The following is an 18,935-nucleotide window of genomic DNA, read 5'->3' as shown; positions in this document are numbered from 1 at the left end:
TTTAGCAATGACAGCAATAACAGCGATAAAATCCCCTATTAGTAATATTCAGGAGGGAAGATAAAAATATGGCAAGGCGTGAATGGAAGTGGACGGAGAAGCAGTTTGACAAGTTAAACAAGGCTATACAGATTCTTGACGAGCTTGCAGATTATAAACCTCTAACTCTGCGACAAATTTACTATCAATTCGTAAGTAAAGGATATATTGAAAACAAAGTAAGTGAATACACTATGCTTTCTCAATGCTTGAAATGGGCAAGGATTAACGGCTATATTTCCTGGGATGATATGGAAGATAGAACAAGGGTTTTTCACGATAATACAGGCTTTAGTGATAAAGACCAGTTTGTAACTCAGGAGCTTGATTGTTTTTTAAGCAGGTATAAGCGGAATCTTCTGCAATCGCAAGAGAAATACCCTGAGTTATGGATTGAGAAGGACGCATTAAGCTCTATTTTTACCCGTGTTGCCAGGTGGTATTGTGTTCCGGTGGTAGTTTGCAAAGGGTTTTCTTCAATTAGTTTTCAAAACGATTTCAGAGAGCGTTTGTCGGTTAAACAAGACAAACAGCCGTTAGTTTTATATTTTGGCGACTTCGACCCTTCGGGCGTTGAAATGCTGGATGCGATGAAAACTACCTTAAGCGATGAACTTGGAGTTAGTGGAATTGAGTTTAAAAGGGTTGCGTTGATTCAAGAGGACATTCATACATATAAACTGCCACATAATCCAGACGCTCTGAAATATACAGACACAAGGGCGAAGAAACACGTTTTGGCCTTCGGAGAGGTTGCCGTTGAACTGGACGCATTACGGCCAGACATTCTTGAATCAAAAATTAAAGATGCTATCGAAGGCGAGCTTGATATTGAAGCTTTTAACAGTGAAGTGGAAAAATATAAAGGCGAGTTAGACTTGTTAAACAATCTTAAAAACAGAGTATCTGAGTTTGTAGGAAATAGTGTATAACATATCGAAAAAAACTATGACAATATCAGCAACAAAAAACTTACGTTCACCACTAGCCAGGATCGGCGGTAAAGGTCTTTTAGCTGGCTGGCTGTCCGAAAAGATACCGGAGCATACACTTTATTGTGAACCCTTTTGCGGGGCTGGACATTTACTCTTTAGCAAGACACCTTCCCAGGTAGAAGTAATCAACGATATAGATAATCACCTGGTAAACTTCTTCAAGATTATCCAGGAACCGGGGAAATGCCAAATGTTGACTAACCTTTTAGACTATATGCCTTATTCCCGAAACCTATGGCAAGAGTTAAGGACTCAGTGGAAACAATGCAGCATCCCTGGCGATCCTGTGGAAGCATCCGCACAGTGGTTTTATCTTAACAGGACATGCTTTTCAGGTGACCAGAAGCGGGGTGGCTTTGCTGTGCCTTCTACCACTGGCAGGAATCCAGCACAGAGCTTCAGGACGGCTATTGATACCTTTGACGATATAGCCAGAAGGCTACGGAACGTTACTATCGAGAACCTGCCTTATGCCGAATGTATCAAGCGGTATGATTCAGAAACTACCCTGTTTTATTGCGATCCCCCCTATCTGAATTCAGAACACTATTACGGCAAGGATTCCTTTGGCCAGGATGACCACCGTACCCTTGCAGGGCTACTTCACGGCATAAAGGGTAAAGTAATGATCACGCACTACCAGAACAGCCTATACGATGAATTGTACCGGGGCTGGCATCGGCATGAGTATTCAAGCTTCAAGGGTAGCCATAAATCAACAGGGGAATCAAAGCCAAAGACTGTGGAATGCCTTTGGACGAATTTTGAACGGGAGTTTAACCAATGAACTATTTCAATGATTTTTTATTTTGGATAATGGGCTTTGAGGTAACCAGAGCAATATGCTGGATGATCTGGACGGGGTTACAGTGGCACTAATGCGTATGCTTAGAATGCTTCTCAGTGTATTTAAACCAGGCATAAAAAATCAGACACGATGCTATTACTATAAGATATACAATTTCAAGACCTGTCATTGTCTTTTTCCTTTCTATCCAGGCTATATGCTATTAAAAGTGGAATAGCGGTTGAAATTATACCTAAAAATAATGTCCAAAGTCTTATGTTCAAAGGATTCGTAAATTGAGCTACTACCAGAGCGGCAAAGTCAATCTTTGCGATATCATAAAAGAATTTAGCAAGGTTAGACCTTTGTTTCTCTGTCATATTCTTACTAGATAATACCAATTTTACTAAAACAGGTCAAAAGAAAAAGGAATAGATAAAAAGACTTGACAGTAATTTAAAGATACGTTAGTACGTACTCAAATTATACCAGCGTGGACAGACGCTTATAGGTATATGCCTGAGAGATCAGGCAATCAAAGGCAGTGGCCGGGTATGCTGTCCCATACTTGGTCTACTGCCTTTTTTATTTGAAAGGACGGTGAAACATGGCTGTTCGATTTCGTAAATATTTCCCACAATGCAAGCCTATTCCTTGTAACGGTAGACAGGGAAAGCATTGTCCTGGGGATAGGCCGCTTAATAAACTCAATGGTCAATACCGGGTTTGCGGTCATTGGGCAATTGAATTTTTTGACGATACAAAGAAATGGCAAAGCCTTACCTTTAAAGATATACGAAGCAGGGCGGATGCAGAAAGAAGGCTGGCTATGTTTATTGGTGACCGTGAGCGGGGCAAGCTGAATCTGCCAAAGAAGAAAGTCATTCCTACTCTGGGGGAATACTCCAAGACATACCTTGAATTATATAGAGGGGCTAAAGAAAGTACACAGGATACAAAAAGAGCAAACATAAATATTTTGGTAAAACATCTGGGCGATTATCGGCTTGATAAGATTACTCCATTTATCATTGAGAAATTCCGGGTTGATAGAAGGGAAAAAGATAAAGTATCGGATGGCAGTATAAACGATAATATTACTGTATTTTCCCATCTGTTTAACACGGCCATAAAAGCGGGTGTTATCGATAGGAACCCATGCAGCGAGGTTAAGAAGTTGAAAATACCAAAAAAACATGAGCGGGTGTTATCTTCCGAGGGAATAGGCTTATTGCTTGATAAACTGCAAGGCAAAGATCGTCTCATGGTGCTGGTGGGACTCTTTACAGGCATGAGGATAAACGAGGTATTACGCTTAAAATGGACGGATATTGACTTTACCAAAGGACTAATAGCGTTTGTTCAGAGCAAGACAGGAAAGGCATTAACAATACCGATTTCAGCTTATTTGATTGGCGAGTTGCTACGGTACAAAGAAAGATGCCAGGAAGACTGGCTATTTGAGACCAGGGAGGTCACAAAGCGTATTGCAAATGCACATAGCCACAGATTTAGTTTGCTGTTTCAGTCAATTGGCATCCGTGATTTTACGTTTCACGGCCTGAGACATACCTTTAGCAGTTTACTACAAAGTGAACTTGGAGTTGGCGCCGTTGTGGTGCAAGGTATGACAGGGCATTCAAGTTTGGGTATGTTGCAACGATATTCACATACCGGTCTTGATAGCAAGAAAAGAGCGGTACAGGCACTAACAGACCATGTTTTAGGCATGGGTGAAAAGGCCGTTTTACCTTTGGCGGCGCAAGCGTAAGGTTCAGAGAAGGTACGACACGAGGCAAGGTTAATTTGTGTATGTCATTTACTACCGGTTATTTAAGAAATTATCCATTTTATGATGTCAATAAAATTAAGTTTTTGAATTCGGTTTTTTTAACCAAGTATTAGCGTGTTTTATCTTTTTTTTCGCCTTCCCAAACTCTATCGATAATTTCGAAGTATCCAAGACAATTTGATTCTTGTATATTTTTACCAATTTTGATATGTTTCTATACTCAGGGACAATATAGATACGACATAAAATTAAGCACTGTCAGAAAAATTTTCTACGAAAAGACTGAAAAACTAAAAGAGTACTGTTAAAAAGAAAACCTTAGAAATACAACTTAAATAATGAATACTCTCTCCAAGACAAAGATTGTTTGCACTATTGGACCCGCTTGTAATTCCCCATCCATGATTGAGGAACTGATACATGCAGGCATGAATGTTGCGAGGTTAAATTTTTCTCATGGCGCATTATCAGACCATGAAGATAATATTAAAAATATACGTCTCATTTCTACACAGTTAAAAAGACCAGTTGCAATTATCCAGGATTTATCAGGCCCAAAAATCAGGACAGGAACGTTCTATAAAGAATCCATTACAGTAAAAACCAATGACTTGTTTACACTTACAAATAAGGTTTTGGAAGGAAATGAACGGATAGCATCTGTTAGCTACCCGCTTTTACCCGATCATGTTTTTGCCGGAGATACTATCTTACTTTGTGATGGAGAGATTGAATTAAAGGTCGTTCATAAAGATAAAACTAATATTCTTTGTCAGGTTATTGTTGGAGGCATATTGAGTGCCAGAAAGGGAATCAACATACCAACAAGAAGCCTACCGATACCTTCCCTTACAGAAAAAGACAAGAAAGACCTCGACTTTGGAATTGAGCACGATGTGGATTATGTAGCACTGTCTTTTGTTAAAAACGTGGACGATATCTCACAACTTAAGGAACTTATCCATGAGAAAAATAAAGATATACCTGTCATCGCCAAGATTGAGAAACATGAAGCACTCAATCATCTTGAGGAAATTATAAAAACCGCAGACGCCATTATGGTCGCCAGGGGAGACTTAGGAGTAGAAATACCCTTGGAAAGGATCCCTCTTGTTCAAAAGAAGATCATTTGCATTGCCAACAGCCATTGCAAACCAGTCATTACCGCCACACAAATGCTAGAATCCATGATCAGCAATTACAGACCTACCCGTGCAGAAGTTACCGACGTAGCCAACGCCATTTTCGATGGAAGCGATGCAGTCATGCTCTCAGAAGAAACGGCCAAAGGACGCTATCCCATCGAGTCTGTACGTATGTTATCGAAAATTGCCAGAGAAGTAGAGCCGGGATTAGTGAGAAAAACCGATTTTGAAGCAAAACGGACTCCTGGTGCTCCTGTCATAATTCCCGATGCTATAAGCAGCGCGACCTGTCAGATCGCTGACGACCTTCATATAAAAGCCATTATTACCTGCACTCAAACAGGAGGTACCGCACGGTTTGTTTCCAAATATAGGCCAAAACAGCTCATCCTTGCCGTTACGCCGTCACCCCATACCTACAGAAGACTTGCACTGGTATGGGGCGTCATCCCCATACTTACTGAATCTATGCAAAACACCGATGACATGATGAAAAAGGGTATCGAAGCCGCCAAGCAGGCCGGTTATATTAGCGAGGGAGAAACATTAGCCATCACTGGTGGCGTCCCCGTCTGGAAACCGGGATCTACCAATCTCTTGAGGGTGTATTAAATCAGATACTTCTCAGTATAGCATGAGTCCGATGATGATTGGACCCGGACGAGAAACCACGAGGGGTAGTGGTTCAATCTGCGTCCATACCGCAATAAGCTTTTGGCGTTGTACTGACGGATCAAGGAGTATTCCGCCTCCGCTCCAGCCAAATCCAATCAAACAGAACGTTAACAACATAGCAAGATTTAAAACTGCTCCTCCGGCTAACCCTGCAATAAGTGTTCTGAGGATCGGATTTTCACTACTTTTTCCTGGGGACATATGCAAAGCACTTAAATTCAGCCTGATCTTGCTGGTCTGCCCTGGTCAAGAGACAGAGGATCACCTTCCTTGGATCATCATCCTTTTTATAGGACACACACAGACTCGGTTTTGGCACTGAGTCAGGATTGATCTCTGATCCATCGTCGTTATAAAACGGCATAGAAATTCACCCTCTTTATTATTTCACTCCAATTTCTCAACAGAAGGCTTCTGCAATTACTCCTTGACCTCTTTTACGATAAATGTCCCTTTGGGTGGGTTCAGGAGAATTGTTTTGACACGCTCCTGCCACAAGTTACCAAATTCCTTCGATTCATCCTCAGATGCCTTGCCAGAAAGTACAAGAGGTGTCAGTTTATCCATGCGTTCGCTGCCTGGTACATGTTCAACACAATACATTACCTCTATCTTTTTTCCATTGTCAATTCTTTGAAATGTTATAGCACAAGTTGCTATAGGATCGGGTGTATGGTCCTTATCAAAGGTCATCAAATTACGTCTTTCATATTTTCCAACAGGCCCAAATCCCTTAAATCCGCCCTCCGTAGCGGCACCCGTTATCATAGTTACTATCTGTGATATCGGACCATTTACCTTGTGATCAATACCTCCTTGAAAGGTAACCCTTATGTTTCCCCTTACCGGTATTTCATCACCGTATAAAGCCTTTAATGCAATCTGCGTAGACTTATAGGCACCGGCAACGGCTGGACAGGAGTGTCCCGCAAATTTCACCGCATCGGCATACGTATAAACAAACACCTCCCCTTTTTCCATTGCGCCGAGCATACTGGCTAAGGGATCTTTCACCTTAATTGGCTCTGCCTTGTCAAAAAAATCCTTACTATATTTTGTCTGTCCCTCTGCGTAGACATACTTGTGTACTGTAATACCACAGGTGATTAACGCAACAAGTGCACATGCAATGAACCCTTTTAATAAACCAGTCTTATAAAATCCATTTCCATTATTCATACCTCTATTCCTTTCAATAATAAAGCAATTCGTGAAGGTTACCATAATTCTTTATTGAAGAATGAAGAAAAGTCATATAAAATTAATTATTTACACTTTTATAAAATCATAGTCTATACAAGAAGTTTGATTTAGGCAAGAGCATTTAGAGTGTCATGACGAAAAAACTCAGGCTTGGTGTCGTCCCTTACATGAACGCCAAGCCATTGATTTATGGATTAAACCAGCAAACAAACGCGGTTGAATTATTATTTGAAGTACCCTCTCTTCTTCCCACAATGCTGAACAATGATCAGATCGATGTGGCCATCATCCCTTCCATAGAATATTTCAGGAGCGGCGATTATGCTATCATTCCTAATATTTCTATATCTTCGTGCGGGGCAGTTGAGAGCGTAAAGATATTTTCAAAAGTCCCGATACACAATATACGCGTTGCTGCCTTAGACAAAAGTTCTTTAACCTCTTGCGCACTTACCAGAATCATCCTGAAGGAACAATATCACCTTTCACCTCAATACACACAATGGAACAAGGAATATGATATTTCCCGCACCGATACGGATGCAGCCCTCATCATTGGAGATAATGCCATGAAGGTCATCGACAATGAATACGTCACCCTGGATTTGGGGCAAGCATGGTTTGAATTTACTGGGCTTCCCTTTGTCTATGCCGTCTGGGTTGTGAAAAGAGACCGTCGCATACCGGGCATAAACAAACTGTTAAAAAATGCAAAGGAGGCCGGTATTCGGTCCGTGAGGAAACTAGCTGTTACTGAATCGCATCGCCTTCAATTAACAGAACAGAGATGTTTGAACTATCTGACAAACTCCATTCGTTATAATTTGGGCAAAGAAGAAATAAAGGGTCTTCAAACATTTTATCAGTATGCGATGTCTTCAGGACTCGTCCCCAAAGGTGCAGAGATTGTTTTCAATGACTCCTGACCATTTTTTAAATATCAACATGTTTTTATTTAGGGGACTACAATGTCCATTCTATCCGGTAAGATTAAAGATATCCTTGAAAAATCACTTAACAGCGAGAGATTGTCTCCTGAGGCGTGTATAAGGCTGTTCTCTCTTAAAGATATTACCATCCTGGGGATGGTGGCTGATGAAGTCTGTAAGAAAAAGCATCCGGAAAATTACCGGACTTATATCATCGACCGGAATATTAATTACACCAACATCTGCACATCGGGTTGTAAATTCTGTGCCTTTTATAGAGATATTGAACACAGCGACGGCTATATCATCCCAAAAGATTCATTATTCAAAAAAATCGAAGAAACCTTAGCCCTGGGTGGTAAGCAAATCCTTATGCAGGGTGGGCTGCATCCGTCATTGAAATTGGATTTCTATATAGACCTGTTGCAATCTATTAAGACAAGATACGATGTCCACATCCATGCCTTCTCGCCTCCGGAAATTGTACATTTTTCAAAGTTAAATGATACCCCTGTCCGCAACGTCATACAAAAGCTCAAAACGGCAGGACTCGATTCGATCCCTGGCGGCGGTGCGGAAATTCTGGTGGAGCGATGCCGCAGGCTTCTGAGTCCAAATAAATGTACAGCACAGGAGTGGCTTGATGTCATGCGTGAGGCGCACAAACTTGACATGAAAACCACAGCAACTATGATGTTTGGCCATGTTGAAACCATAGGGGAGCGTATCGAACACCTGGATAAAATCCGGAAACTCCAAGATGAAACGGACGGATTTACCGCCTTTATCGCCTGGACATTTCAGCAAAAAAATACCCAATTGGATACAGCATTAATCGGAAGTTATGATTATTTAAGAACCCTTGCCATTGCACGTCTCTATTTAGATAATTTCCCAAATATTCAAACATCATGGGTCACACAAGGGGCAAAAATCGCCCAACTCTCATTAAAATTTGGCGCTAATGACATGGGCAGTACAATGATAGAAGAAAATGTGGTTAGGGCAGCGGGGGTAAGCTATCAGATGGATAAAGAGGAAATAGAATCACTCATCAACGATGTTGGATATAGGGCAAGGCAGAGGGATTTGTACTACAAGATACTTGAACCGTAATTATTCGGCCACGAATTAGCATAAATAAACACACGTCTCATCAGTCTCATCCCCAAGCTTCTGACTCAGGCCACGGATTTCAGCGCCGCAGATAAGTTGCCTTTATCAATAACAACCTCGATATACCACCCATCCCTGAACATGCCTGCGTTTAATACAACGGTATCACCGATTTTGTCCTTTGCCCTCGATTCATGGATATGGCCCGATATACAGACATGGGGCTTATATTTTATGATAAAGTCCCTGACCGTTTGACTCCCTACATGCATACCACTTCGAACAATATCAGTTGCTGTATCCCTGGGTGGTGTGTGACAGACCATGACCTTCCACTTTGCATCTTTTATCTTGTTATAACCGTTTGTTAAGAACCTTTCGATATCCGCCTCACTAATTTCTGATGGTGTATGAAAGGGTGTTGGACTTGAACCACCACAGCCAAATATGCCAATATCTCCAAACATATAGCCATTTCCATGCAGGTTTATCCCTTCTTTGGCTAAATAACCATCCACCTCCGGCTTGTCCATATTTCCATATTGTACAAGCAAATGTTTGTTATATTTTTTTACAGCATCAAGTACTTTTTTCGTCTCGGCCTTTCCATGACAATTTGTCAAGTCTCCCGAAACCACAATCAAGTCAGCCGTTTCCAGATCAGATTTTATCTTTACAAGATTACTGGTATCTTCATGAATGTCGCCAAAAGAAATAATTTTCATCATACCTCCCGCATTATATTCGGACACAAATTTTCACAGCTAGTTAGTTCCTAAAATTATTGAGAAACCGCAGGAATGTCCTCTTTCTCAAATTCCATCATCCATCATTCAATTCTCATACACCTTTGCATTTTTTAATTTAACGGGCCGATCTTACTTTCCACTGCGTTCAGGATTTTGCCCTCGTGTATCAGTTTATACATCGTATTTATATCATCGGACAAGATGCGGTCTTGTTCCATGTGAGAAATGTGCTTTCTAATAAGACGGTATGCCTCCATAGTTCCTGCACCCGCCTTGAGATTGGTAAACAGATCCATAGCCTGGGCAGCACACAGCAATTCAATGGAAATCACCTGTTCGGCATTTTTCAGCACCTCCCGACATTTCCTCGCGGCAATTGCCCCCATGCTTACATGGTCTTCCTTGTTGGCAGACGTAGGAATAGAGTCAACGCTGGCTGGATGGGCAAGTACCTTGTTCTCAGAAACGAGGGCCGCAGCCGTGTATTGTGCTATCATAAAACCAGAATTGAGGCCGGCGTCTTTTATAAGAAATGCAGGCAAGCCGCTCAGTTGAGGGTTTACCAGCCGTTCGGTGCGCCTCTCCGAGATATTGGCTATCTCTGACAGGCCAATGGCAAGAAAATCCAGCGCCAGCGCCACTGGCTGACCGTGAAAGTTTCCGCCTGATATAATCTGGTCTGTATCCGAGAAAATCAAAGGGTTATCAGTCGCCGCATTCATCTCAATTTCCAGAACCCGCCTTGCATAATGAAGGGCATTTAGAGAGGCTCCATGCACTTGCGGAGAGCATCGTATGGAATAGGCATCCTGCACGCGAGAACAATCCTTATGCGACGAAACGATCTCACTGTTTTGGATAATGCGCCGAAGATTATCCGCACTGATAATCTGGCCAGGATGGGGTCTTACATCATGGATCTTCTTGTCCAGTTCAACATTAGATGCCAGCAAGACCTCTAAACTCATCCCAGCAGCTATATCGGCCGCCTTAAGCAAATTCACGGCATCACAGACCGTGATGGCCCCTATGGCCGTCATGACCTGTGTTCCATTTATGAGGGCCAATCCCTCCCCTGCATCAAGATCAACTAACTGAATGCCCGCCTCTTCCATAGCAGTCTTTCCACTGAAAATCCTACCTTTAAAAAGGGCCTGTCCCTGCCCAACCAAAACCAAAGCCATGTGGGCAAGAGGAGCCAAATCGCCGCTGGCGCCAACAGAACCTTTTTCGGGCATCAGAGGATAGACACCCTTATTCAACATCTCTACAAGCGTCCTTAATGTCTCTGGTTTGATCCCTGCATGACCCTTCGCAAAATCGTTAATTTTGAGAAGCAGAGTAGCTTTTGTAGTTTCTTCGTCCAAAAAGTTTCCCACGCCAGCCGCATGACTCATCAATATATTCTTTTGCAATTGTTTTGTTTGTTCTTTTGAAATAACCACATCGCTCAGGGCACCAAAACCGGTAGTCAGTCCATAAATAATCCGTTTAGAGTTTAATGCACACTGTATAGTTTCACGCGCCTTCATCACCCTTACCTCGGCTGCATCGCTCAGCATTACCTGGTACCCATTCCTCACCCCTTTCATGAATTGATCGAAGGTAAGGTCATTACCGTTGAGAACTATGTATTCCATGGGAAATCCTGTTTCTTAAATACCATGTTTATTTCGTATAATTATTGACATCTGGAAAATATCTTCTGACAATGTGCCTTTTGTCCTTTCACCTGCACTTCCACAGAACAAATGGTCGCCAATTGTTTAAGACCTTCCTCTTTTATCTGTACCCACGTCTCAAGCTTCAGTTTCTTGAGCCTTTCCCTTGCCACATCCAGCGCCTTCGTTACCGATACCCCCGGATGCTCTCCCAGATAACAATTCTCCTTCTCAAGGTATTTCTCCATATCTGCCACAACGCCAGCTACCCCTCAAAATCTTCCCCAATGCCTCCTCTATCCCTAATTCCTTTGCCATCCGGTACACACTCCAGACCGCTCCCACTGACAATCCCTCCTGAAATTCCACCGATTCTGGCAATACACCCAATGCATAGAGGCCTTCTTTATCAAGCATAAAATTAAACAATAACAATATATTAGTGACCGCATATTTATCGGCAAAACAGCGCTAACCACTCATATGCTCCATACTTGTGTGTTTTGGTTGTGGTGAACTTCTGATATAAACAAACGAACTTATTATAAATTTTTATTTTCCCTTACAGAAAATCTCATAAAGAGTATCTAACCACGTATTTTGCGTAATATCCATCCATCGAGGATTAGAAAAAGACTGCTCCTTTTCACTTCCATCTTTAAACTCTACATGCATTTCAAGAACACGATACCTTCGTCGGGAACAATCCATTTCCCGAAAAGTCTTTAATTCTTTCGTTAGAGAAGTTGATGCCTCAGAAGTAACTGTTCTCTCCCATACCCTAACAATATTACCAGAAATATGTACGACACTTTCTGGATCATAATAATGCTTTGTACGGTCTTCACCAGTAGCATAATATTTCCATTTCACCTCTTTGGCACTAACAGTGAGAGAAAAGAAAAAAATACCCAGCAGTAGAGATGATAAGGCAAAATACTTGATTGATATTTTCATGAGATAAATATTTTCACTCCTCTATAATGAACATCTCTTTCAAAGTGGAAAAACGAGTCAAAAAACAAAAACAATCAAATGATTCAAAAAAGAAGTATTTACAAGATAATACTATAATAATCTATCAAACAAAAAATATAAAGAAATTTATGATAGACGAATCGAACAAAATACATTATAAAGTAGCACATATCCCCCATAATATAGAGTAAACAGTATTAATATACCTAGGGTTGCCACAGAAGTTTAGGGAAAATATCTGTCGCTGGTAACATCTCGTATTGAAATCGGATTTTAATAATTAATATCTTGAGGATTTGTTGACGTGAAAGAGTCATTAACTCGTGAAGAAATGAGGGAATTAGATAGAAAGGCCATTGAAGAATATAAAATTCCTGGCCTTATCCTCATGGAAAATGCCGGAAGGAATGTGGCTGAGGAGGTATTAAAAATGACAGATGATCCTCAGCGGACAAAAGTAGCCATTCTATGTGGAAAAGGAAATAACGGTGGCGATGGGTATGTCGTAGCGAGACATCTTCATAACCATCACGTTCCCGTGGATGTCTTTCTCGTTGCAAATATCTCGGACATCTTAAAGGATGGAGATGCCGGCACAAACCTACAAATACTCCTGCCTATGAAAATTCCCATTAGAGAAATACTTGGTATTACAGAAATAGCAAGTGTCCTAAAAGAATTGGGCAGTTATGACATCATCATCGACGCATTGTTTGGAACAGGACTTTCGGGAGAGGTACGGCAACCATTTAAAACACTCATCGAGGGTGTTAATAACCTGAATAAACCCATTGTATCTGTGGATATACCTTCAGGGCTTGACTGTAATAATGGCAACATTCTGGGTGCCGCCATGAAGGCTACAAAAACCGTAACCTTTGCAGCAAGTAAAAGGGGTTTTTATTTGGGAAACGGACCGGTTCATACGGGGAAGATTATCATAACCGATATTAGTATTCCCAAGGAATTGTTACCATAAAATGAAATATTCGCAATATCTTCTGGTTTCATTTATTCATCCGGCTATACCGATACACAATTCTTGCCAGAAACCTTGCAGTGCTCCATTAAACGGTTTATTCTTTTAAGCAACGTATCCACAGAATCATCTGGTTGTACCATGGTTGCACAGACAGAAACTGTAACACGAACGCTCTCAGCTCCAACGGAAAAACCTGATTGCCCTATTAAAATACGTATCTTATTTGCAATTTTATACAGGTGATCCTCACCAACATTGGCAGCAATTACCATAAGCTCCTCACCACCCCATCGACCTACCATATCCGAGGCTCTCACACTATTCAGCAGAGTCTTTGCCACCATCTTCAGTACATTATCCCCGATGTTATCGCCGTAGACATCATTTATTCTTTTAAATTCATCGATATCCACGAAAAAAATCCCATATGACCAACCATGTCTATGCATCACACTAAAAACAGACCGCAGGTTCATTTCCAATCCACGTCTTTTCATTAGTCCTGTGAGAGGGTCAAGTAAGACGCACTTTTCAAGTTCCTCAATCTTATGAACAAACTCAACCGTCGAAGAATTATCGCAAAGTTCCTCAACAGCGCCTATAACCTGTCCATTTAAATTCCTGATCGGTGACGTGCGCACTAACACAGGCATCCGATAGCCATCTTTATGCCGGACATACACCTCCATACTCCGTGAGCGTCCATCAACGACTGATTCTGCAGCCATGCATTCTTTCTCACAAACGTCCCTCCCCTGTTCATCCACATACATCAGAATATTCCCTCTACAACACTTGCCCACCATCTCGGAGTTCTTATAACCGGTAAGCGTTTCTGCACCTTTATTACCATAAGTAATTACCCTATTCTGATCGACAACATATATTCCACCAGAGAGACTATCCAACAAACTTCTGTATAAATCACCTTCTTTCATCGTTGTCATTTCCCATTAAATCCAGCACATCAAAAAACAACCACCCCAAATATTTGTTTTATTTTATCATGACATTATCGGTCAAATATGAAAATATTTGAGATCAAAAATGAGTACCCGATATACAAAATTCCTTTATCAGGCAAGAATGTTATCTGATTGCATCTTTGCATGGTAGGAACTCCGAACCAGTGGTCCCGATTCTATGTGATGAAATCCTAATCTCTCCCCTTCTAACTGCAACAGTTCAAATTCATCGGCGGTATAATAACGCTCGATCAGTAAGGCGTTTCTCTTTGGACTCAGATACTGACCAATGGTGAGCATATCACACCCTGCATTCCTTATATCATGCATGGCATTGATTATCTCATCCCATTTTTCACCTAAACCCACCATAAGCCCGGATTTTGTTGTTAAAAAAGGATTTTTCTCGCGTGCATTCTTTAATAATTCCAGGGAGCGTTCATAACTGGCCATAGGTCTCACTTGTGGATAAAGGCGAGGTATCGTTTCTATATTGTGATTTAATACGTCTGGTCTGGCGTTGATTACTGTTTCCAATGCTATTGAAACCCCGCCAAAATCAGGTATCAAAACTTCTATTTTGCAATCTTTCACTTGTTCTCGAATACATTTGATTGTTTCTGCATAGGCTGATGCACCACCATCGGAAAGATCGTCCCTTGTTACAGAGGTAATTACGATGTATTTTAATTCTATCTGTTTAACAGCTTCAGCGATTCGACGGGGTTCCTCCCTATCTACCCCAGAGGGGCTGCCCTTCTTCACAGCACAAAATCCACACTGTCTGGTACAGGTGTCACCAAGTATTAAAAATGTCGCGGTTCGTTTTTCAAAACATTCTCCGATATTTGGACATATTGCTTCCTCGCATACAGTGTGAAGTCGTTTCTCCCGCAGAACACCTTTTATCTCATGGTAATTTCTTCCTGCTGGTAACTTTACCCTTAGCCACTTTGGACGCATAGTACAATTTATAATTTATAATTTATGATTCTTACTACGTACACCACCAAAGAATGCCGATTTTGACATTTGAATAGTGAGTTATTTTTTTCTTCTCAATATATTTTGCACTTCCTCTTCCAACCCTTTTCTCCACTCTCTATATTTTCGGGGAAATGGTTTGTCTCTTTTCAACATGTTATATAAATAATTAATTCTGGATTCCACCATTACTTTAGCGAGTTCTGTATTATCGTGTATGTACTTATCTATTAAATTTAATATCGTATCTTTGTTTGCATAAAACCTTTCTATTAATTCCACGATATGTCGCATATCGTGAATAACATTTCTGCTAAAGAAAATTATTACCGAATCTGAAAATGACAAAATATCCTCATTTTTATCGATAATGAGACACGCATTGTTATCTATAGCATGCAACTTATCATCGCCGGTGAACAATACATTTCCCAGGTGCCTGTCGCTATTCCCAATTACGAAATCAAAGACCTTTAGTCGTTCAAAATCTTTCCTCTCTTCATTCGTAAATTTCTCTATCTGATAGCCATCTCTCGCATCCTTAATCCACTCCTGAACTGAGCCATCATATCGCACGTTGCCAACCGTATCGTCAATTACCATTGTTTTAGGCACCAATCCAAGTCCTACGACCTTGTCGATCTGATACACAATCGCTTCCCGGATTGCAGTATCAGGATTGTCTGCCATCCAGTAATGCCTGATATCGCACTTAAATATTACGGCGCTTCCATCTTTAAAAGTTATCTTTTCCGGTCCGCGGGGCCCTCCCATCCATCGGTCATAATCCACACGGTCTATTTCTCTGCCTTTTATACTGCCAAAGATACCCTTTTTTATGCCTTCTTCAAGGATCTCATTTCGGTTATTTTTTGTATTTGTATCTTCTAGTTTAACCATAACAATAATGATATCTTATGAATTGTCACTTTCGCCTTCATTTATATATTCACATAAATTTTTCGTAAACCCAATCCTCTGTGTCATCACCTTCATCTGGATAGGTATCATCTGTACCTGAAATACATTCGCATAATGATTCGCAAGTTTATGACAGACCTCTTCAATTTTTATATTCTCGTTTACTAATTCCTGAATAGAAGTAATCCTCACCCCTTGAATTCCACAAGGAATAATAAAATTGAAAGGTGATAAATCATTGTTCACATTAAGAGAAAATCCATGCATAGTATAACCCAATGCAATCCGAACACCTATAAACCCGATCTTTGCCTTATTTATCCAAACCCCTGTGTATCCCTCACTTCGTTTGGCAGTAATACCAAATTCAGATAACGCCCTTATCATTACATCTTCCAGCATCCGCAGATATTGATAATAATCCTTCGTGTAGGAATCCATTTTTATGACCGGATAGCCAACAACCTGACCAGGACCATGATAAGTAGCCAACCCACCCCGATCAGTTTTGTACACGGCAAAACCATTCCCCACGTAATATTCCTTATTCGATATCAAGTTGGCCTCTTTGTATCTGCGGCCGAAGGTAAAGGTAGGTGGATGCTGAAGCAATACAAGGCAATCTTCTATCTTGTTAGAAATTCTTGCCTCAAGCAGCGCCTTTTGAAATTCCCAGGCCTTACCATACTCCACCATATCCTGTTGGAGGAGAAGACTTCTTCGCCTCATAAGTTGAAACCTCCCATCCTTCCAGAATCTCTTTTACTTTACAAAGAAACATATCGGCATTGGCCCCATCCATAACCCGATGATCAAATGAAAGGCTAAGATACATCATGTACCGAATTGCAATTGCATCATCTATTACAACCGGTCTTTTTACGACAGCTCCCATGCCCAATATCGCTACCTGCGGTAATAATATAATGGGTGTTCCCAATAGGCTACCATTGAGACCGTAATTTGTGATGGTAAATGTACCCCCCTGAACTTCTTCCGGTTTTAATTTTTTTGTACGTGCACGCAAGGCAATATCCTGGATATCCTTGGCTAATTGCAACAAGTTTTTTTTGTCCGCATCCCTTATTACAGGGACGAGCAGTCCATCTTCAAGGGATACTGCAATCCCGATGTTAACATAGTTTTTCTGAATAATGCCTTCATCCGTCCATGAGGCGTTCACTATAGTATACTCTTTGAGGGAACGAGCAGCAGCAAGGGTTATAAATGGAAGATAGGTAAGGTGGATACCCTCTCTCTTCATAGTATCTTGATTTCGCTCGCGATACTTTGCAACCTTAGTCATATCAACCTCAAATACGGTTGTCACATGGGCGGCTGTCAACTTACTCTGTACCATCCTATCGGCGGTGATTTTTCTTTTTGGACTAAATGGGAGAAGTACTTCCCTCACCGAAATCTTCTTTTCAGCCTCTGCCGGGGGTGTAACAATACCTGGTTTTGAAGCCACGTAATCCATAACGTCCTTTTTCGTAACCCTCCCCCCTTCACCAGTACCCTTTATCGATTCTAAATTAACATTATATTCTTTAGCCAATCTCCTTACCAGAGGGGAATACCTTTTTTCTATCTCTTCACTCTTTTCAATTTCTTTTGCGACCTCAACCTTTTCAACCTTTGCAGTAACTCCCGGCTTCTCCGGAGAGGCACTCACACCTTCCTTTATTTCAGCGGCTTCAATTTGAGCAATCACTGTCTGTACCGGCAGTGTCTTGCCCTCCGGATAGAGAATCTTTTTCAAAATACCCGTAACAGGAGATGGCACCTCGGTGTCAATTTTATCTGTGCTGATTTCCACAATGGATTGTTCCTTTTCAATCCGATCACCTTCGCGCACAAGCCACTTAGAAATAGTCCCTTCCGCTACACTCTCACCCATCTGTGGCATAATCACATTAACAGGCATATTTTAAAGCCTCCAAACCTGGATAAATTATAAGTTCAAAAATTTCATAATTTTAAATCGTAAATCATAAAGCAAAAAATTATTTACTAAATATGTACCGATAAGACAGGAATTAATAACGCATCAATTTTTCTACAGCAGAAATAACATTCTTCGGCTGTGGAATAAAGGCTTCTTCCATCTGTGCACTATACGGTACCGGGGTATCCTGAGCAGCAATCCGGATAATGGGGCCATCCAGATAGTCAAAACAATATTCATTAATTAAGGCAGAGACCTCAGCCCCGACACCACCCGTTTTGGTCTGTTCATGCAAGACAACAACTTTGTTTGTCTTTTTTACGGTATTAAAGATTGATTTTTTGTCCAATGGTAGGATGGTTCTTAAGTCAACAATTTCGCAGGAGACTCCATTTTCTTTCAGTACCTGTGCCGCCTCAAGAGCAGTGTGAACCATTGCCCCGTATGTAATAACCGATATATCTCTGCCTTCCAAAGCAATGCGAGCCTTTCCTATCGGGACGATATAATCTTCTTCAGGAATGGAATCTTTAATGCGCCTGTAAAGATATTTATGCTCACAATAAATAACAGGGTCATTATCACGAATAGCAGCCTTTAGTAATCCTTTAGCATCGTACGCTGTGGAAGGCGCAACGATTTTTAGTCCTGGCACATTAAAAAAGAATCCCTCAATACATTGTGAATGAAATGCTCCACCATGTATATTTCCACCAAAGGGCGCCCGCACAACAATGGGTGTCGCTGCCCCCCATCGATAATGATTCTTTGCAGCCACATTTACCAGTTGATCAAACGCACAGGAGATAAAATCGGCAAACTGCATCTCCACAATGGGACGCATACCCACAAGCGCTGCGCCAATGGCGGCTCCGGTAAAACCGGATTCGGATAATGGCGTATCCAGGACGCGCCATTCTCCATACTTTTCAAAAAAGCCTTCAGTTGCACGAAATGCACCGCCATAAACCCCCACATCTTCACCCAAAATAAATACCGTGGGGTCTCGTGTCATTTCTTCATCCATTGCCTCTTTGATCGCCTCAAGATAGGTAACCTCTTTCAT

General features: G+C 41.2%; 21 protein-coding genes and 1 pseudogene. 7 read left to right on the top strand and 15 right to left on the bottom strand.

The genetic code is table 11. The annotated features are described in order from the left end of the window. Nucleotides 1–68 precede the first annotated feature (68 nt). Nucleotides 69–971 (top strand): hypothetical protein, encoded by a 903-nt coding sequence (locus tag BROSI_RS17525; RefSeq protein WP_052565168.1) that lies wholly within the window; start codon nt 69–71, stop codon nt 969–971. A 16-nt stretch (nt 972–987) separates the two neighbouring features. Next, nucleotides 988–1,821, top strand: a complete 834-nt coding sequence (locus BROSI_RS17520; RefSeq protein WP_052565165.1) for a DNA adenine methylase — start codon at nt 988–990, stop codon at nt 1,819–1,821. Between the two features lie 176 nt (nt 1,822–1,997). Here the strand turns inward: BROSI_RS17520 and BROSI_RS17515 are convergent, their stop codons facing one another. Further along, entirely contained in the window at nt 1,998–2,201 is a 204-nt protein-coding gene (locus BROSI_RS17515) for a DUF6722 family protein (protein ID WP_052565164.1), read from the bottom strand. Nucleotides 2,202–2,428: 227 nt separating this feature from the next. Between BROSI_RS17515 and BROSI_RS17510 the strand changes: the two genes are divergently transcribed. Together BROSI_RS17510 and pyk are read left to right on the top strand one after the other, a co-directional pair. Continuing rightward, nucleotides 2,429–3,592 carry a tyrosine-type recombinase/integrase gene (locus tag BROSI_RS17510; protein ID WP_052565162.1) on the top strand — a complete coding sequence of 388 codons (1,164 nt, stop codon included), beginning with the start codon at nt 2,429–2,431 and terminating at the stop codon, nt 3,590–3,592. 359 nt (nt 3,593–3,951) lie between these two features. After that, complete coding sequence (gene pyk / locus BROSI_RS17505; RefSeq protein ID WP_052565160.1) at nt 3,952–5,370, top strand: pyruvate kinase; 1,419 nt, start codon at nt 3,952–3,954, stop codon at nt 5,368–5,370. Nucleotides 5,371–5,385: 15 nt separating this feature from the next. Here the strand turns inward: pyk and BROSI_RS20100 are convergent. The 3 genes and pseudogenes from BROSI_RS20100 to BROSI_RS17495 form a co-directional block, all read right to left on the bottom strand. Beyond that, nucleotides 5,386–5,634: pseudogene (locus BROSI_RS20100) on the bottom strand (hypothetical protein); the annotation flags it as partial. Continuing rightward, nucleotides 5,615–5,797, bottom strand: a complete 183-nt coding sequence (locus BROSI_RS17500) for a hypothetical protein (protein ID WP_052565158.1) — start codon at nt 5,795–5,797, stop codon at nt 5,615–5,617. The gene BROSI_RS17500 and the pseudogene BROSI_RS20100, both read right to left, overlap by 20 nt. 56 nt (nt 5,798–5,853) lie before the next feature. After that, nucleotides 5,854–6,612, bottom strand: coding sequence for a hypothetical protein (locus BROSI_RS17495; RefSeq protein WP_052565156.1), 759 nt, complete (start codon nt 6,610–6,612; stop codon nt 5,854–5,856). 155 nt (nt 6,613–6,767) lie between these two features. Between BROSI_RS17495 and BROSI_RS17490 the strand changes: the two genes are divergently transcribed. Both BROSI_RS17490 and mqnC read left to right on the top strand, forming a co-directional pair. Then, nucleotides 6,768–7,562 (top strand): menaquinone biosynthetic enzyme MqnA/MqnD family protein, encoded by a 795-nt coding sequence (locus tag BROSI_RS17490; RefSeq protein ID WP_052565154.1) that lies wholly within the window; start codon nt 6,768–6,770, stop codon nt 7,560–7,562. Nucleotides 7,563–7,604: 42 nt separating this feature from the next. Then, nucleotides 7,605–8,681 (top strand): cyclic dehypoxanthinyl futalosine synthase, encoded by a 1,077-nt coding sequence (gene mqnC, locus BROSI_RS17485; RefSeq protein ID WP_052565152.1) that lies wholly within the window; start codon nt 7,605–7,607, stop codon nt 8,679–8,681. Between the two features lie 65 nt (nt 8,682–8,746). On the opposite strand, the gene BROSI_RS17480 is transcribed toward mqnC, so the two are convergent. The 5 genes from BROSI_RS17480 to BROSI_RS17460 form a co-directional block, all read right to left on the bottom strand. Next, complete coding sequence (locus BROSI_RS17480; protein ID WP_157842607.1) at nt 8,747–9,409, bottom strand: metallophosphoesterase; 663 nt, start codon at nt 9,407–9,409, stop codon at nt 8,747–8,749. 131 nt (nt 9,410–9,540) lie between these two features. Further along, the gene (hutH, locus tag BROSI_RS17475) at nt 9,541–11,070 is read right to left on the bottom strand and encodes a histidine ammonia-lyase (RefSeq protein ID WP_052565148.1); all 1,530 of its coding nucleotides are present in this window, start codon (nt 11,068–11,070) and stop codon (nt 9,541–9,543) included. 41 nt (nt 11,071–11,111) lie between these two features. Beyond that, nucleotides 11,112–11,348, bottom strand: coding sequence for a hypothetical protein (locus BROSI_RS17470; RefSeq protein ID WP_157842606.1), 237 nt, complete (start codon nt 11,346–11,348; stop codon nt 11,112–11,114). Further along, a complete protein-coding gene (locus BROSI_RS17465; protein WP_052565145.1) occupies nt 11,323–11,508 on the bottom strand; it encodes a hypothetical protein in 186 nt (61 codons plus the stop codon). Before BROSI_RS17465 ends, BROSI_RS17470 begins: the two co-directional genes overlap by 26 nt. Before the next feature lie 135 nt (nt 11,509–11,643). Next, a complete protein-coding gene (locus BROSI_RS17460) occupies nt 11,644–12,048 on the bottom strand; it encodes a surface-adhesin E family protein (RefSeq protein WP_052565143.1) in 405 nt (134 codons plus the stop codon). Nucleotides 12,049–12,373: 325 nt separating this feature from the next. Here BROSI_RS17460 and BROSI_RS17450 point away from each other — a divergent pair, with 325 nt between their 5' ends. Further along, nucleotides 12,374–13,048, top strand: coding sequence for an NAD(P)H-hydrate epimerase (locus BROSI_RS17450; protein WP_052565139.1), 675 nt, complete (start codon nt 12,374–12,376; stop codon nt 13,046–13,048). A gap of 44 nt (nt 13,049–13,092) precedes the next feature. On the opposite strand, the gene BROSI_RS17445 is transcribed toward BROSI_RS17450, so the two are convergent. The 6 genes from BROSI_RS17445 to BROSI_RS17420 form a co-directional block, all read right to left on the bottom strand. Continuing rightward, a complete protein-coding gene (locus BROSI_RS17445) occupies nt 13,093–13,989 on the bottom strand; it encodes a sensor domain-containing diguanylate cyclase (RefSeq protein WP_052565137.1) in 897 nt (298 codons plus the stop codon). Between the two features lie 138 nt (nt 13,990–14,127). Continuing rightward, nucleotides 14,128–14,979, bottom strand: a complete 852-nt coding sequence (lipA, locus tag BROSI_RS17440; protein ID WP_200891784.1) for a lipoyl synthase — start codon at nt 14,977–14,979, stop codon at nt 14,128–14,130. 81 nt (nt 14,980–15,060) lie between these two features. Then, nucleotides 15,061–15,900, bottom strand: coding sequence for a protein kinase family protein (locus tag BROSI_RS17435; protein WP_052565133.1), 840 nt, complete (start codon nt 15,898–15,900; stop codon nt 15,061–15,063). Between the two features lie 15 nt (nt 15,901–15,915). Then, nucleotides 15,916–16,650 (bottom strand): lipoyl(octanoyl) transferase LipB, encoded by a 735-nt coding sequence (gene lipB / locus BROSI_RS17430; RefSeq protein WP_082059297.1) that lies wholly within the window; start codon nt 16,648–16,650, stop codon nt 15,916–15,918. Then, on the bottom strand, nt 16,601–17,848 hold the full coding sequence (locus BROSI_RS17425; protein WP_052565129.1) for a dihydrolipoamide acetyltransferase family protein: 1,248 nt from the start codon (nt 17,846–17,848) through the stop codon (nt 16,601–16,603). The genes lipB and BROSI_RS17425 overlap by 50 nt, the downstream gene beginning before the upstream one ends. Before the next feature lie 112 nt (nt 17,849–17,960). Beyond that, nucleotides 17,961–18,935 carry an alpha-ketoacid dehydrogenase subunit beta gene (locus tag BROSI_RS17420; protein ID WP_052565127.1) on the bottom strand — a complete coding sequence of 325 codons (975 nt, stop codon included), beginning with the start codon at nt 18,933–18,935 and terminating at the stop codon, nt 17,961–17,963.

The sequence above is a fragment of the Candidatus Brocadia sinica JPN1 genome, from assembly GCF_000949635.1.
Lineage (GTDB): Bacteria > Planctomycetota > Brocadiia > Brocadiales > Brocadiaceae > Brocadia > Brocadia sinica.
Note: the sequence above shows the minus strand (reverse complement) of the source record. Positions and strands in the feature narration are given on the sequence as shown.

What these genes read in the sequence shown, in the direction of transcription:
- BROSI_RS17425 (WP_052565129.1), bottom strand. Translation starts at nt 17,848, where the DNA reads ATGCCTGTTAATGTGATTATGCCACAGATGGGTGAGAGTGTAGCGGAA.
- lipB (WP_082059297.1), bottom strand. Translation starts at nt 16,650, where the DNA reads ATGAGGCGAAGAAGTCTTCTCCTCCAACAGGATATGGTGGAGTATGGT.
- BROSI_RS17520 (WP_052565165.1), top strand. Translation starts at nt 988, where the DNA reads ATGACAATATCAGCAACAAAAAACTTACGTTCACCACTAGCCAGGATC.
- BROSI_RS17490 (WP_052565154.1), top strand. Translation starts at nt 6,768, where the DNA reads ATGACGAAAAAACTCAGGCTTGGTGTCGTCCCTTACATGAACGCCAAG.
- mqnC (WP_052565152.1), top strand. Translation starts at nt 7,605, where the DNA reads ATGTCCATTCTATCCGGTAAGATTAAAGATATCCTTGAAAAATCACTT.
- BROSI_RS17445 (WP_052565137.1), bottom strand. Translation starts at nt 13,989, where the DNA reads ATGAAAGAAGGTGATTTATACAGAAGTTTGTTGGATAGTCTCTCTGGT.
- pyk (WP_052565160.1), top strand. Translation starts at nt 3,952, where the DNA reads ATGAATACTCTCTCCAAGACAAAGATTGTTTGCACTATTGGACCCGCT.
- BROSI_RS17500 (WP_052565158.1), bottom strand. Translation starts at nt 5,797, where the DNA reads ATGCCGTTTTATAACGACGATGGATCAGAGATCAATCCTGACTCAGTG.
- BROSI_RS17525 (WP_052565168.1), top strand. Translation starts at nt 69, where the DNA reads ATGGCAAGGCGTGAATGGAAGTGGACGGAGAAGCAGTTTGACAAGTTA.
- BROSI_RS17435 (WP_052565133.1), bottom strand. Translation starts at nt 15,900, where the DNA reads ATGGTTAAACTAGAAGATACAAATACAAAAAATAACCGAAATGAGATC.
- lipA (WP_200891784.1), bottom strand. Translation starts at nt 14,979, where the DNA reads ATGCGTCCAAAGTGGCTAAGGGTAAAGTTACCAGCAGGAAGAAATTAC.
- hutH (WP_052565148.1), bottom strand. Translation starts at nt 11,070, where the DNA reads ATGGAATACATAGTTCTCAACGGTAATGACCTTACCTTCGATCAATTC.
- BROSI_RS17465 (WP_052565145.1), bottom strand. Translation starts at nt 11,508, where the DNA reads ATGCTTGATAAAGAAGGCCTCTATGCATTGGGTGTATTGCCAGAATCG.
- BROSI_RS17495 (WP_052565156.1), bottom strand. Translation starts at nt 6,612, where the DNA reads ATGAATAATGGAAATGGATTTTATAAGACTGGTTTATTAAAAGGGTTC.
- BROSI_RS17515 (WP_052565164.1), bottom strand. Translation starts at nt 2,201, where the DNA reads ATGACAGAGAAACAAAGGTCTAACCTTGCTAAATTCTTTTATGATATC.
- BROSI_RS17420 (WP_052565127.1), bottom strand. Translation starts at nt 18,935, where the DNA reads ATGAAAGAGGTTACCTATCTTGAGGCGATCAAAGAGGCAATGGATGAA.
- BROSI_RS17510 (WP_052565162.1), top strand. Translation starts at nt 2,429, where the DNA reads ATGGCTGTTCGATTTCGTAAATATTTCCCACAATGCAAGCCTATTCCT.
- BROSI_RS17460 (WP_052565143.1), bottom strand. Translation starts at nt 12,048, where the DNA reads ATGAAAATATCAATCAAGTATTTTGCCTTATCATCTCTACTGCTGGGT.
- BROSI_RS17480 (WP_157842607.1), bottom strand. Translation starts at nt 9,409, where the DNA reads ATGATGAAAATTATTTCTTTTGGCGACATTCATGAAGATACCAGTAAT.